13 protein-coding genes are annotated in these 14,017 nt (G+C 46.3%); 4 read left to right on the top strand and 9 right to left on the bottom strand.

The window, feature by feature from the left end:
* Positions 1-54 precede the first annotated feature (54 nt).
* Positions 55-522: a ribonuclease HI gene (gene rnhA / locus AACT21_RS09045; RefSeq protein ID WP_013856228.1), complete on the top strand. Its 468-nt coding sequence runs from the start codon at positions 55-57 to the stop codon at positions 520-522.
* Here rnhA and AACT21_RS09050 read toward each other — a convergent pair.
* Positions 507-1,271 (bottom strand): methyltransferase domain-containing protein, encoded by a 765-nt coding sequence (locus tag AACT21_RS09050; RefSeq protein WP_013856227.1) that lies wholly within the window; start codon positions 1,269-1,271, stop codon positions 507-509. The genes rnhA and AACT21_RS09050 overlap by 16 nt on opposite strands.
* A gap of 36 nt (positions 1,272-1,307) precedes the next feature.
* Here AACT21_RS09050 and gloB point away from each other — a divergent pair, with 36 nt between their 5' ends.
* From gloB to AACT21_RS09065, 3 genes are all read left to right on the top strand, one after another.
* Entirely contained in the window at positions 1,308-2,066 is a 759-nt protein-coding gene (gene gloB / locus AACT21_RS09055; RefSeq protein WP_094163805.1) for a hydroxyacylglutathione hydrolase, read from the top strand.
* A 72-nt stretch (positions 2,067-2,138) separates the two neighbouring features.
* On the top strand, positions 2,139-3,710 hold the full coding sequence (locus AACT21_RS09060; RefSeq protein ID WP_094163807.1) for a lytic transglycosylase: 1,572 nt from the start codon (positions 2,139-2,141) through the stop codon (positions 3,708-3,710).
* A complete protein-coding gene (locus AACT21_RS09065; RefSeq protein WP_013856224.1) occupies positions 3,707-4,393 on the top strand; it encodes a YIP1 family protein in 687 nt (228 codons plus the stop codon). The genes AACT21_RS09060 and AACT21_RS09065 overlap by 4 nt, the downstream gene beginning before the upstream one ends.
* A 7-nt stretch (positions 4,394-4,400) precedes the next feature.
* Here the strand turns inward: AACT21_RS09065 and AACT21_RS09070 are convergent, their stop codons facing one another.
* From AACT21_RS09070 to lpxB, 8 genes are all read right to left on the bottom strand, one after another.
* Entirely contained in the window at positions 4,401-5,243 is an 843-nt protein-coding gene (locus AACT21_RS09070) for an endonuclease/exonuclease/phosphatase family protein (RefSeq protein ID WP_176430186.1), read from the bottom strand.
* Positions 5,244-5,323: 80 nt separating this feature from the next.
* A complete protein-coding gene (glnB, locus tag AACT21_RS09075) occupies positions 5,324-5,662 on the bottom strand; it encodes a nitrogen regulatory protein P-II (RefSeq protein ID WP_026027912.1) in 339 nt (112 codons plus the stop codon).
* A 110-nt stretch (positions 5,663-5,772) separates the two neighbouring features.
* Complete coding sequence (locus tag AACT21_RS09080) at positions 5,773-6,084, bottom strand: c-type cytochrome (protein ID WP_026027913.1); 312 nt, start codon at positions 6,082-6,084, stop codon at positions 5,773-5,775.
* A 60-nt stretch (positions 6,085-6,144) separates the two neighbouring features.
* On the bottom strand, positions 6,145-7,455 hold the full coding sequence (tilS, locus tag AACT21_RS09085; RefSeq protein WP_094123766.1) for a tRNA lysidine(34) synthetase TilS: 1,311 nt from the start codon (positions 7,453-7,455) through the stop codon (positions 6,145-6,147).
* A 132-nt stretch (positions 7,456-7,587) separates the two neighbouring features.
* Complete coding sequence (accA, locus tag AACT21_RS09090) at positions 7,588-8,547, bottom strand: acetyl-CoA carboxylase carboxyl transferase subunit alpha (RefSeq protein ID WP_013856219.1); 960 nt, start codon at positions 8,545-8,547, stop codon at positions 7,588-7,590.
* Positions 8,548-8,594: 47 nt separating this feature from the next.
* On the bottom strand, positions 8,595-12,074 hold the full coding sequence (gene dnaE / locus AACT21_RS09095) for a DNA polymerase III subunit alpha (RefSeq protein WP_094124759.1): 3,480 nt from the start codon (positions 12,072-12,074) through the stop codon (positions 8,595-8,597).
* An 81-nt stretch (positions 12,075-12,155) separates the two neighbouring features.
* On the bottom strand, positions 12,156-12,806 hold the full coding sequence (rnhB, locus tag AACT21_RS09100; protein WP_094163811.1) for a ribonuclease HII: 651 nt from the start codon (positions 12,804-12,806) through the stop codon (positions 12,156-12,158).
* Positions 12,807-12,813: 7 nt separating this feature from the next.
* Positions 12,814-13,962: a lipid-A-disaccharide synthase gene (lpxB, locus tag AACT21_RS09105; protein WP_017046603.1), complete on the bottom strand. Its 1,149-nt coding sequence runs from the start codon at positions 13,960-13,962 to the stop codon at positions 12,814-12,816.
* Positions 13,963-14,017: the final 55 nt, after the last annotated feature.

The following is a 14,017-nucleotide window of genomic DNA, read 5'->3' on the forward strand; positions in this document are numbered from 1 at the left end:
GGATATGTATGTCAGACTATGCCAATAATGTGCGTAACCTAATAGTATCAAATCATGACAAAACAGGTGGAAATTTTCACGGATGGATCTTGCTTAGGTAATCCTGGCCCTGGCGGTTATGGGGTTGTCCTTCGTTACAAAGAAACGGAAAAAACGTTAGCCAAAGGCTACCGACTCACCACTAACAACCGAATGGAAATGTTAGCGGCCGTGGTTGCACTGCAAACACTGAAAGAGCCATGTAATGTTATTCTCACCACAGACAGCCAATACGTTCGTCAAGGTATTACTCAGTGGATCCACAACTGGAAAAAACGCGGTTGGAAAACATCGGATAAAAAACCAGTGAAGAATGCCGATTTATGGCAAGCACTTGATAAAGAAAGCGCCCGCCACACCATTGACTGGCGCTGGGTGAAAGGCCATGCGGGTCATCGTGAAAATGAAATGTGCGATGAATTAGCACGCAATGCAGCAGAAAACCCAACCGAAGACGATATTGGGTATCAAGCATCCGAATAAGGGTCACAGGCCTTATCTTGGTTCTGAGTTGATAAACGGTAGTTCAGGCTAACTGGCGAAAGACGCCGTTTAAAACGCCAATGAGGTTTAATCGGTTTCAAGGGATAAGTACGTTTGCGCGCTACGATGAAATACAGGCTACCAAATGGAGCGGCCCAGTCGCCAATACCATTTTCCAACCACGCCCACATGGGTTGATATTTTTGCATCGGAAAAAGGGCATATTGGTCACAGTCAATCACTTGATAGTTCAAGACACTCAGCCAATCCTTAATCCGGTTAGCGGTAAACATACGACCGCTCCAAGGTAAGTTATGTTTTCGCCAAGGCATCAAACTTGCGATCCCCGTAAAACTGATTGGATTAAACCCCGTAATAATGATGTAGCCATCATCCATCATCACGCGATCAACTTCGCGTAAGATACGGTGCGGATCGCCACAATAATCCAGTTGGTGCGCTAAAATAGCCACATCAAAACTCTTTTCAAGAAAAGGCAGTTCGTAGCTATCGGCAATCACCGTATGGAGTGGGTTTTCAATATCAAGATGAACTTGGTGTTGAATATTGCAGTTGCAACTGGCAAGCTCACAACTCAAACCACCGAGCTTAAGCATATGATAGCCAAATAATTTAGAGCACCATTCATCAAGCCGAGTCTGAATAGAATCACTAACCCACTGGCCATTTTTAAGTTGGGACCAAGAATGAGGCTTATCTAATTTTTTTTCGCTACGCGCTGGCTTCATCGATAACCTATTTCACCTCGGTGATTGGAGATACTCATGTTACAGATCAAAAGCATACCCGCATTTAATGATAATTACATCTGGCTGATCCAAAATAGCGATCAGCGTTGTGCTGTGGTCGATCCCGGTGATGCAGCACCAGTACTTGAGTACCTCTCGAAGCATCAATTAACGCTCGAAGCAATATTAATTACCCACCATCACCATGATCACATTGGTGGTGTTGCAGAACTGGTTCGTCAGTTTCCCAGCATTAACGTTGTTGGTCCCGCTCATGAGCCTATTCCTACCTTAACGCACGCGGTTGAAGCTGGCGATCAGCTAGAACTATTCGATGAAATCTTTATGGTGCTTGCTCTCGCCGGACACACAAAAGGTCACATTGGCTATGTCGGTGACAATAAACTGTTTTGTGGCGATGTACTGTTCTCCGCAGGGTGTGGCCGTGTTTTTGAGGGCACAATGGAGCAAATGTTTACGTCACTGTGTAAACTTGCCGCATTGCCAGAAGAGACTGAGGTCTATTGCGCGCACGAATATACCGCAAGTAACGTCGCATTTGCTTTAGCCGTTGAGCCCGATAATGACCAACTTCAACAGTATCGAGATACCGTCAACCGGCTCCGAGCCCAGCAGAAATCGACATTACCGACCACGATCCGCCAAGAAAAATGGATCAATCCATTTTTGCGGACCCAGCAAGAGAGTGTGATGAAATCCGTCGCGAATCGTACTCAACAAACCGATCCTCTATCAATTTTTACCGCGTTACGTGAGTGGAAGAACGAATTTTGACGATTTGCTGCTTGTCATAGCAATAAAGTGCCAAGTATTATCAGCAGCCATTAAGTCAAAGGGCTGAGATAGATGCGATTTCAATTTAGCTGGGTGATGGTGCTCTTGTTAGCGGGGTGCCAAATCACTCAGCCAACAGACCAAACAACAGCGCCAAATGCCAAAGAGGCAAATAGCCCTCAGATTCAGACACAAAAAGAGATGGCTAAACAAAAGTCGTCATCTGCAAAAAATACAACGCCGAAAGTGATCACGCCACAAGAGCAAGCGGACGTATGGCAGCGCATCGCAATGCAGTTGTCGATGGATATCCCAGATCATAAATCAGTGAATTATTATCGAACTTGGTATCTTAAACACCCTAATCACCTACAAACTGTTGCCGAGCGAGCAAAGCCATTTCTTTACCTTATCACTGAGAAAATTGAGCAGCGCGGCTTACCACTTGAGTTAGCACTCTTACCTATTGTTGAAAGCTCGTTTGATGCCTTTGCCTACTCACACGGTAGCGCTGCGGGGCTGTGGCAATTTGTGCCGAGCACGGGAGAGATGTATGGCCTAGAGCAAAATTTTTGGTATGACGGAAGACGAGATGTAGACGCCGCCACCGATGCGGCTTTGGATTATCTCACTGCATTAAATAAGCGTTTTGATGGTGATTGGAGCCATGCGATTGCCGCCTATAATAGCGGTGGTGGGCGGATCTCTAGCGCGATTCGTAAAAATCACAAGGCTGGTAAACCAACCGACTTTTTCTCACTCGATTTACCCGATGAAACCACAGGCTACGTCCCTAAATTACTCGCACTGGCCGATATTGTTGCCAATCAAGAAAAATATGGCATTGAAATCCCAGAGATTGCTAACAAACCAGTGTTAACGTTAGTCGACCCTCAAGAACAGCTTGATCTTGCCATTGCCGCCAATTACGCCGGAATGAGCGTGAAAGAGTTGCAAAGTTACAACCCAGCTTACAATCAATGGGCGACCTCGCCGACGGGACCTCATCAACTGCTTATCCCAGTAGATAAAGTGGAACGCTTTGCTCAGAAAGTTGAAGAGAATCGCGGTAAGGGGATGAAGTTAGTACGCTACAAGGTAAAATCCGGCGATAGCTTGAGTGTGATTGCTCAACAGCACAATACCACCAGCAAAGTGATTCAGACGGCCAACAATCTCAATGGCAACGTCATTCGCGTTGGGCAGTATTTAATGATCCCAACATCCGTAAAAGACGAAAAAGCATACGCACTCAGTGCCAGTAACCGCTTGGCAAAAACGCAAGCGATGGCCCGTGGTCAGTATAAGCTGTCTCATACGGTAGCCAAAGGTGATAGCTTATGGAGCATTGCCAAACAGCACAATGTTTCCCATCAGTCCTTAGCAAAATGGAACGGTATGGGGCCAAGAGACACGTTGAAGATTGGCCAAAAACTGGTCATTTGGAAAAATAGCAGTGAGGGCGCCATCATTCGCACTGTCTTTTATCAAGTGCGTAGCGGCGATACACTCAGCGCCATCGCTAATAAGTTTAAAGTCAAAAGCCTCGACATTGTAAAATGGAACGAGCTTGCAAACCAAAAGTACTTAAAGCCGGGTCAAAAACTCAAGCTCTACGTCGATGTCACTAAGGTCAGTGTATGAATCCTTCCAGTAACCCGTTAATCATGTTGGTGGATATTTTCCGTTCCCCCACGTCTTGTTTTTTAGCCCTTTATCAACGCGGCATGTGGGGTTGGCAACCTTATCTCTTTTTAATCCTGAGTCCCTTTCTATTTTGGGGGGCTTATTTTGACGTGGTTAACCTTGAATGGTTAAAAGCTGGGCTCTCGGCGCAGTTGGCTATGATCAACCCCGCTCAGCTTGAAATGTTAGATGCCAACACCTTGATGGCAAGCGAAATTATCAGTGATGTGGTAGGCCGCACGCTAACGATTTTCATGTTGGCATTGTGGTTCAATTTGGCGACCAAGCAGAGCCAACATCAGCACGGTTTCTGGCGTTGGTTTGCCGCAAGTGCTGTCATCACTTTCCCAGCCGTGTTGGGCGATCTCGCCAGTTACGCGAGCTTATTACTCAAACATGGCCACGTGATGACTTACGCTGCTGACCTTAATAGTTTAAATGGCCTAATTAAGTTGCCACTGACTAATGATTGGTCTCAATTTGCCAGCTCCTTCCCACTGCTTTTGCCTTGGTACATCGTACTTGGCTACGCGGCGGTGGGCGCATGGACAGAGCTGGAACGCGGCCAAGCTCTGGTGATTTCGGCGCTGCCTTGGATTGGCTATTACCTGATTTGGGCGCTGTACATCGCCATCAGTTAGAAAGTGGTTATAAACTAAAACTCGCCAATAGTGGGTTATGATCAGAAGCGTCCGTTACGGGCGCTTTTGCATTGAGCAGTGTTAAACCACGATAAAAAAGATGATCAAGCACCAAGCCCGTCACAAACTGAACACGGTGATCGGGTTCGAACAACACTTCCTTCAAACCCACACGATTTAATGCAGTGGTTAATGTGTCCATTCTTGCTTGACTCCAGCTATTAAAATCGCCACCGACAATCACCGGCCCTTGATGTGTTTTTAATTGAACGAGTAACGCTTCCAGCTGATTGGTATACTCTTGCGTTCCATAGGTAAAGTTCACTGCATGCAGGTTTACAACCGCCAGAGTCTGACCATCACTTAAACGATACAGGGCGTAAATCGCCGATTTGGGTAAGCGCAACCAAGGCTCTAATTCGGTGTAAGCACACGCTAATACTGGCATCTGCCTGCCAAGATTTAACACTCCGGCTGATTCACCAAAAATACGAAAAGCATCCGCTTGCGTCCCCCCCCACTGCTTTTGGCTGATCCACTCTTTCAATGACAAGGTCATGCTCGCTTCTTGTAGCAACACCAATTGGGCATCTTGACTGAATTTATCCAGCTCACTTTGCCATGTTGCTCTATTTTGTTTATAGATATTCCAAACCAGTACATTAAGCTGACCACGCACATCAATTGCGCGAGCGTTTGGATTATCGTAACAAATCAGTGGAGATGAAGCGTTTTTCCCATCAATAGTCAACAATTGCGGCGTTGAAGGAATAGTAAAAATAGAGAAAAAACTAACCACAGCCGCGGTAATCAGCAACAGCGGCAAAACAAGCAGATATTTTCTTTTCATAACGTTCAACAAAATTGGTAGGGATGCATTAATAAAGAGACAAAAAAGGAGCCATTGGCTCCCTTCTTCTCGGTGTACGGCTAAATAGCGTCTTCGTCTTCTTCACCGGTACGAATTCGTACCACTCGTTCAATATTGGTAATAAAAATTTTACCATCACCAATTTTTCCCGTTTGCGCCGTATCAATAATGGTGTCAACGCAGCGATCAGCGACATCGTCAGTCACCACAATTTCAAGCTTCACTTTAGGTAAGAAATCCACCATGTACTCAGCGCCACGGTACAATTCAGTATGCCCTTTCTGACGACCAAATCCTTTTACTTCAGAAACAGTCATACCCGTGATCCCAACTTCAGCTAACGCTTCGCGGACGTCATCAAGTTTAAATGGCTTAATAATGGCTTCGATTTTTTTCATGTTCATCCCTTACACTTTCGTCAATTGGTGGCATTATCTGCTAGCAAAAAAAAACAATCAATAAAAAGCCCAAGCAACGCTTGGGCTGATTGAAACCCGTTCACTGTCATTTACTTAAGACTTGCGAAATAGGCCGCTAAGTTTTCAATATCGGCATCACTGAGCATTGCCGCTTGCGCTTGCATTACGACGGCTAAACCACCATTACGCTCTTTATTCTTGTAGGCTTTAACTGATGAGATAAGGTATTGCTCATTTTGCCCTTTTAGATTTGGATATCCCGGAATAAGGGCAATCCCGTCTGCGCCGTGACACGCCGCGCAGATAGCCGCTTTGGCTTGCCCTGCGGCTGGGTCTCCAGCAAACGCGCTTCCCGCTAACAACGTAAAACCCATAACTATTCCAATCGCGACTTTTTTCATTGCTCCACCTTTATGTCCATATTCATTGTATGTTTTATACGAATTTTGCATGAAAAGCGTTCATTTGTCCCAGATGAGTTCACAATCTTGCCCACTGAAGTCACGATCAACAAATAAATTTGCAATCGCAACCACTTGATTCCGATGCATCAATATTGGCGTTCTTCGTCGTAGCCAACTCGGCACGCCATACTCTTGAAACAATTTTTTTAGCTTTCGACTTCCCACTCGTCCGACAGGGCATGCTGCCAGCCCTTCAGGATTAAACGTAACGCTTAATTGATGGCAATCATCAGGCAAGGCTATTCCCTTGCTAGCACCATGAGACGATAACGTCAGATTACCTAGTCCATCAGGCAAGGTTAATGATTGATCGGGCACAATCATCGCCTGCCAATCTGAAATGTCTTGATAAGTTTGGATGCAATATAGCTTTTGGTCAAAGCGGCGGATCTCACTTTGCCCTAGTTTAAGCCGAGGATTCGCATCAATACGCGCAGACGCCACTTGTTGCCAAATCATCGCCAAATGTTCTTGAGTCGGCATTGGCTCCCCCAATTGAGCAAGCCACATTCTTAGCAATTGATAGCGTGCTAATTCGCTGCGATGAGAAAGCGCGGTAATTGATAAACTACCATCAGGCATTTTTGCCTCTTGCATTGCCTCTTGTAGCAGCTCTTCAAGCAACACCTGCTGCTGAGCACACAATGTCGCACTACGAGCAACCGCTTGGTGAATATGCGGCCAGCGCTGCGTAAGAACTGGCGTGATGTGATGGCGGATAAAATTACGATCAAAACGGGTATCTTGGTTGCTTTCGTCCTCGACCCAATCCAAATTCTGGGTTACGGCAAAGCTTTCGATCTGTACGCGAGTCGCCGCAAGCAAAGGACGGACGATTTTCCCCGCGCCAAATGGCATCGCTTGTGCCATCGAAGAGAGTCCTTTGGGTCCACTACCACGCTTTAACGCGAGCAAAAATGTCTCGATCTGATCATCGCTATGCTGTCCAGTTAGCAACAAATCGTCAGTGTTAATGTATTTCGCTAAAACTTGGTAACGCGCCGTACGCGCCAATGACTCCACACTTTCACCGCTAGCGGTATCGAGTTGCACCCGTTCAATAAAAAAAGGGATCGCGGCGTGTTGGGCCCAGCGCTGGCACTGTTTGGCCCACTCATCGGCATGTTGACTTAATCCATGATGAACATAAACAGCACAGCACTCACAGGAGGTTTCGTCACGATATTGCGCCAATAGTTCAAGCATCACCCGCGAGTCCATGCCACCACTAAAACCCAAGACTAATTGGCTGCTTGCTAAGCGATGACGATTGATAACGTGTGAAAATAGCGAATAAAGTTCAGACATGGGTTTTCAGTGCTAAGAGGAATTGATGCCAGTTTACCTTGAAACGCGCCAAGCAAACCAGTCCTGAAATCGGGCTGATAAAAAAGGGCTGGACAGAATCCAACCCTTTTTATTTATTGTTCGCTCTGCTGTTTAGCAGTAGCCGTAGTTCATCAAACGTTGATAACGACGAGCCAATAATGCTTCTTCATTCAGCGGCTCTAAATCAGCAAGCTGTTTTAGCAGTGTTGCTTTCATGTTGGCGGCCATTTGTATTGGATCGCGATGCGCGCCACCTAATGGTTCTTCGATAATTTCATCAATCAGCTCAAGCTCTTTTAAGCGAGGAGCGACTAAGCCCATCGCTTCAGCCGCTTGCGGCGCTTTATCTGAATCTCGCCACAAGATTGAAGCACACCCTTCTGGCGAAATTACCGCGTAAGTGGAATATTGCAGCATGTTCACGTAGTCACCCACGCCAATCGCCAAAGCACCACCAGAGCCACCTTCACCAACAACATTACAAATTACAGGCACTTTCAAGCCTGACATCACTTTTAGGTTTGTAGCAATCGCTTCAGATTGGCCACGTTCTTCAGCGCCAACACCAGGATAAGCACCTGCGGTATCAATGAAGGTAATAATAGGCATGCCAAAACGTTCAGCCATTTTCATCAAACGTAGCGCTTTGCGATAGCCTTCTGGTTTTGGCATTCCGAAGTTACGTCTTACTTTCTCTCTCGTTTCACGTCCTTTTTGGTGACCAATCACCATCACCGGACGTCCTTCTAAACGAGCAATGCCGCCGACAATCGCTTTGTCATCAGCAAAAGCGCGATCACCAGCCAACTCGTCAAACTCAGTAAAGACATGGTTGATGTAATCAAGCGTGTAAGGGCGTTGTGGATGGCGTGCCAATTGAGCTACTTGCCATGCCCCTAAATCACCAAAGATTTTCTTCTTAAGCTCTAAGCTTTTCTTTTCTAGCTGTTCGATCTCTTTGTCGAGATCAACGGACTTATCACCACCATGGCGAGACACGTCGCGTAGCGCCTGAATTTTAGCCTCAAGTTCAGCAATTGGTTTTTCAAATTCTAGAAAATTTAGGCTCATCTACCGATCCTTTTATACTCAGCGTTCAACATATTTGACGCCAAATTTTAGTTAAATTCGAGTTCTACCTGATCTTTGCCAAGTAGCTGTTTCAATTCGTCTAACAATGTATCACTTGGGGTTACACGCCACTGCGTACCAAGAGTGAGTCGCACTCTCGCCTCTGCGCGTTGGTAGTATACATTGACAGGTATAGTCCCTGCTCGGTGAGGCTCTAAGATCTGACTAAAGCGCTCAAAAAACTGGCTGTCTATCTGTGATTGTTCAATCGATATCGACAAGCCACGGGCATATTTTTCACGCGCACTGCCCAAGTCCATGACTTCGCGCGCCGACATTTTAAGGCCACCATTGAAGTCATCAAAGCTGACCTGTCCAGAAATCACTAAAATTCTATCTTTTTCTAACAGCTCTGCATACCGCTCTAACGCATCAGAGAATAACATCACTTCCATACGTCCTGAACGATCATCTAACGTCATGATGCCAATCCGCGTACCACGCTTGGTGGTCATGACTTTAGCAGCAATCACTAACCCCGCTAAAGTGACGGATTGATCGCGTCGCGTTGGTGTGGCATCTTTTAGTCGACAACTGGTGTACTTCGCAAGTTCCTTAATATGTGCGTTTATTGGATGCCCGGTCAAATAAAGGCCCAATGTATCGCGCTCACCTTCAAGCCAAACTTTCTCAGGCCACTCGGGGACTTGCGTATATTTATGTTCTACTTCTTCTGGCGCATCAGTCAATACACCAAACATATCAACCTGACCAAAGGCTTCAGCTTGGTGGAATTGGCTGGCCGCTTTCACAGCATCATTTAATGAGGCCATCATGGCAGCACGGTGTGGGCCTAAACGATCCAAAGCACCCGCATAAATAAGCTTTTCAATCACACGCTTATTGACTTTTTTCAGATCAATTCTGGCGCAAAAATCAAACAAATCTTTAAAATAGCCGCCTGCTGTGCGCGCTTCTAAAATCGCTTCAATCGGCCCTTCACCCACACCTTTGATCGCGCCAATACCATAGACAATCGCGCCATTTTCATCGACGTTAAAGCGGTACAAGCCGGCGTTAATATCCGGTGGTAACACTTTAAGATTCATGCGTAAACATTCATCCACTAAGCCAACCACCTTTTCGGTGTTGTCCATGTCGGCCGTCATTACTGCCGCCATAAATTCGGCTGGGTAGTGGGTTTTTAACCATAAGGTTTGATAAGAAACCAGAGCATAAGCCGCAGAGTGCGATTTGTTAAACCCGTAACCGGCGAATTTTTCTACTAAGTCGAAGATTTTCATCGACAATTCGCCATCCACGCCGTTTTTTATCGAACCTTCTTCAAAAATCGCCCGCTGCTTGGCCATCTCTTCTGGCTTTTTCTTACCCATCGCACGGCGTAGCATATCCGCGCCGCCCAGTGTGTATCCGGCTAGGACTTGGGCGATCTGCATCACTTGCTCTTGGTACAAGATGATGCCGTAGGTTGGGTCTAGAATTTCTTTTAATGACTCATGTTGCCATTTTTCATCTGGGTAGGAGATCGCCTCTCGGCCATGTTTACGGTCGATAAAGTTATCCACCATACCCGATTGCAAAGGCCCAGGGCGAAACAGGGCCACTAGTGCAATGATATCTTCGAAGCAGTCTGGCTGGAGACGTTTGATCAGATCTTTCATGCCGCGCGATTCTAACTGGAATACCGCGGTGGTTTCAGAATTTTGCAATACACGAAATGAAACTGGGTCTTCTAACGGGATAGCTTCAATACGAACGGGCTCTTTGCCTTCTCGTTGTAAGCGCGGGTTAATCAGCCCTAGTGCCCAATCGATAATGGTTAAGGTACGTAGACCTAAGAAGTCAAACTTGACTAAGCCTGCGGTTTCAACATCGTTCTTATCAAATTGAGTAACGGGGAAATGCCCTTCAGCATCCGCATAAATCGGCGAAAAGTCGGTAATTGTGGTTGGGGAGATCACCACCCCACCCGCATGCTTACCAGCGTTACGCGTGCAACCTTCTAGAATTCGGCACTTATCAATCAGCTCTTTGACGTCTTCGTCATTGTTGTACAGCTCAGGTAACGCGGGTTCAGCCTTAAACGCCTTTTCGAGTGTCATTCCTGGATCTAGTGGAATAAGCTTTGAAATGCGGTCGACAAATCCAAACGGATGACCAAGCACGCGTCCCACGTCACGAATGACCGCTTTGGCAGCCATAGTACCAAAGGTGATGATCTGTGATACCGCATCACGACCATACATTTCAGCAACGTGATCAATAACTTGGTCACGTTTATCCATACAGAAATCGACGTCAAAATCGGGCATTGAGACCCGTTCTGGGTTCAAGAAACGTTCGAAAAGTAAATCATATTGTAGTGGATCTAAATCGGTAATTTTGAGCGCGTAAGCCACCAATGAACCCGCACCCGATCCGCGTCCCGGTCCCACCGGAATATCGTTATCTTTTGACCACTGGATGAACTCCATCACAATCAAGAAATAACCGGGGAATCCCATGTTATTAATTACTTCGAGCTCAATTTGCAGCCGTTCATCATATTCAGGGCGACGTTGTGCGCGAACATCAGGATCGGGGAACAGAAATTCAAGACGCTCTTCAAGGCCTTCTTGTGATTTCATCACCAAGTATTCGGTTTCTTTCATTCCTTCCGTTGGGAAGGCGGGCAAGAAATATTCCCCCAAACGGACGGTAACATTACACCGTTTGGCAATCTCAACACTGTTTTGCAGCGCTTCAGGAATGTCGGCAAACAGCTCACACATTTCCGCTTCGGAGCGCAAATATTGCTGTGGGCTGTAATTTTTTGGCCGACGAGGATCTTCCATGGTGTAGCCATCATGAATCGCTACTCGAATTTCATGCGCTTCAAAAAACTCTTCGCTGAGAAACACCACTTCATTGGTTGCAACGACGGGCAGATCGTTATTTTCAGCTAATTCTAGAGCAAAGTGCAGATAGCTCTCTTCGTCGGCTCGCCCTGTGCGAGTCAATTCAAGGTAAAAACGATCGACAAAATGAGTTTGATAAAACTCGACACATTTATCGACTAACGCCTGATTACCTTTAAGCAGTGCTTTGCCTATTTCACCACTTTTTCCACCCGAAAGCACAATCAAGCCTTCGGCATATTTCACTAGCCACGCTTTATCAATCACAGGTAGGTGTTGCACATGACCGCGTAGATAAGCATCGGAGATCAGTAAGGTCAGATTTTTGTAACCAACATTATCACTCGCTAGAACCGTCAGCTTGGTGAGCTCATCACCAAACTCCTCGGATTGCATGACAAAATCTGCACCGATAATCGGCTTTACCCCACAGTTATGAGCGGTACCATAAAATTTGACCAAACCACATAAGTTCGTGAAGTCGGTCAACGCTACGGCAGGCATCCCCATCTCGGCCACTTTTTTCACAAGCGGTGGCACTTTGGACAAGCCATCGATCATAGAAAAGTCGCTGTGGACACGAAGGTGGACAAACTTTGGTTCTGGCATGCAATAAAATCCTAGATGCTAGGTTTGGTACAAGATTTGGCGGTTATTCTACGCGAATCTGCTCGTGGCTGACACCCGCAATTAGTCAATTCCCAGCACGCGTTTCACTGGCTTAAAGCTTTTACGGTGCTCTGCGATGACGCCATGTTGTTCGATCGCGGCAAAATGCGCTTTAGTTGGATAGCCCTTATGTTGAGCAAAGCCAAATTGTGGGTACAATTTATCGAGCGCTTCCATCTCTTTATCGCGTACCACTTTAGCAATGATTGAGGCGGCGCTGATTTGCGCCACACGCATATCACCCTTGACGACTGCGATACCATGCATCGGTAATTGTGGGACACGGTTGCCATCAATTAAAGCCAAATCAGGTTGAATCGCTAGACCTGCAATCGCGCGTTGCATCGCCACCATAGTCGCTTGAAGAATATTAAGCTCATCAATTTCAGCTGGTGAACAGCGGCCAACAGACCAAGCGAGCGCCTTTTGTTGAATTTCAGGAAAAAGCGCTAGGCGTTTTTTTTCTGATAACTTTTTCGAGTCGGCTAAACCTTCAATCGGATTATTCGGATCCAAGATTACTGCGGCAGTCACTACGTCGCCCACTAATGGACCTCGACCAACTTCATCCACTCCTGCAATCAAAACATAGCCCTTAGGGTATTCAAAAGGAGTCAGTGTTTGTTCTGCCATCTTGTCTATTTTCCTCTCGTTATTTTTCAATCGCTTAATGGTTTGGTTAATGGTTAATCAAGCTTAAAACCGCTTTGGCGGCTTGTTGATCCGCACCTTTGCGGATCCAGTGATGCATTTCAGTAAAACGTTCAATTAAAGAGGAATTATCACGGCTGAGCATGCTATCGACCGCAGGAAACAGATGTTGCGGGTCGCATTCATCAAGAATGAACTCAGGAACCAGTTCTTCTCCGGCTAAAATATTGGGCAGTGAAACAAATTCGGTTATCGCAAGCTTCTGAACCAACCATCCGGTGAGCCAGTTCACTTTGTATCCCACCACCATCGGCCGTTTGAGCAACATGCATTCCAGTGCGACTGTGCCAGAGGCAAGCAGCACAGCATCTGCAGCCGTGATGACATTACGCGCGGTGTCTTCAATAATAACAAAATCGAGCTCAGGGGCGATCTCCTGCCAAATGGTTTCAAACTGCTGTTTACGTTTGGGATTGACGGCAGCTACAACAAAACCAATATCAGGGTATTTCTGTTTGATTTGTCGACATGTTTCAATAAATGGCTTGGCAATTAAACCGACTTCTCCCCCTCGGCTACCGGGTAGCACAGCCAGCCACTGTTTATCTGTCTCTAATTTCAACAGTTCACGAGCGGCGATTTTATCGGGTTGCAGTGGAATGGCATCGGCCAGTGTATGGCCGACAAATTCGCACGCAACCTGATACTTGTCGTAAAACGCTTTTTCAAACGGAAGAAATGCCAACACTAAATCGGTCGCCGCATCGATTTTAAAAATACGTTTGGGACGCCATGCCCATACAGATGGGCTCACGTAGTGGACGGTTTTGATGCCCGCTTTTTTGAGATCAAGCTCTAGTCGTAAATTAAAATCTGGTGCATCAATACCAACAAACACATCCGGCGGATTGGCTTTAAAATACTTCACCAACTGCGCTTTAACTTTCAGTAAACGCGGTAAGCGGCCAAGCACCTCAACCAGCCCCATCACGGCTAGCTCTTCCATATCAAATAAAGATTCACAACCTTGAGCAATCATTTTAGGGCCGCCAATACCGACAAATTGTGCATTGGGGTATTGCTGCTTGATGGCTTGAATGAAGCCTTCTCCTAATGTATCGCCAGAAAGCTCTCCGGCAACAATACCGATTCTTAGGGGATTTTCATGTGAGTGCATATCGTTTCCTAACAGAATCCGCTCAGCCGTTATGCGGCGTCAAAAAGACAAAAGA

The sequence above is a fragment of the Vibrio sp. V08_P9A1T1 genome (assembly GCF_963874405.1).
GTDB lineage: Bacteria > Pseudomonadota > Gammaproteobacteria > Enterobacterales > Vibrionaceae > Vibrio > Vibrio anguillarum.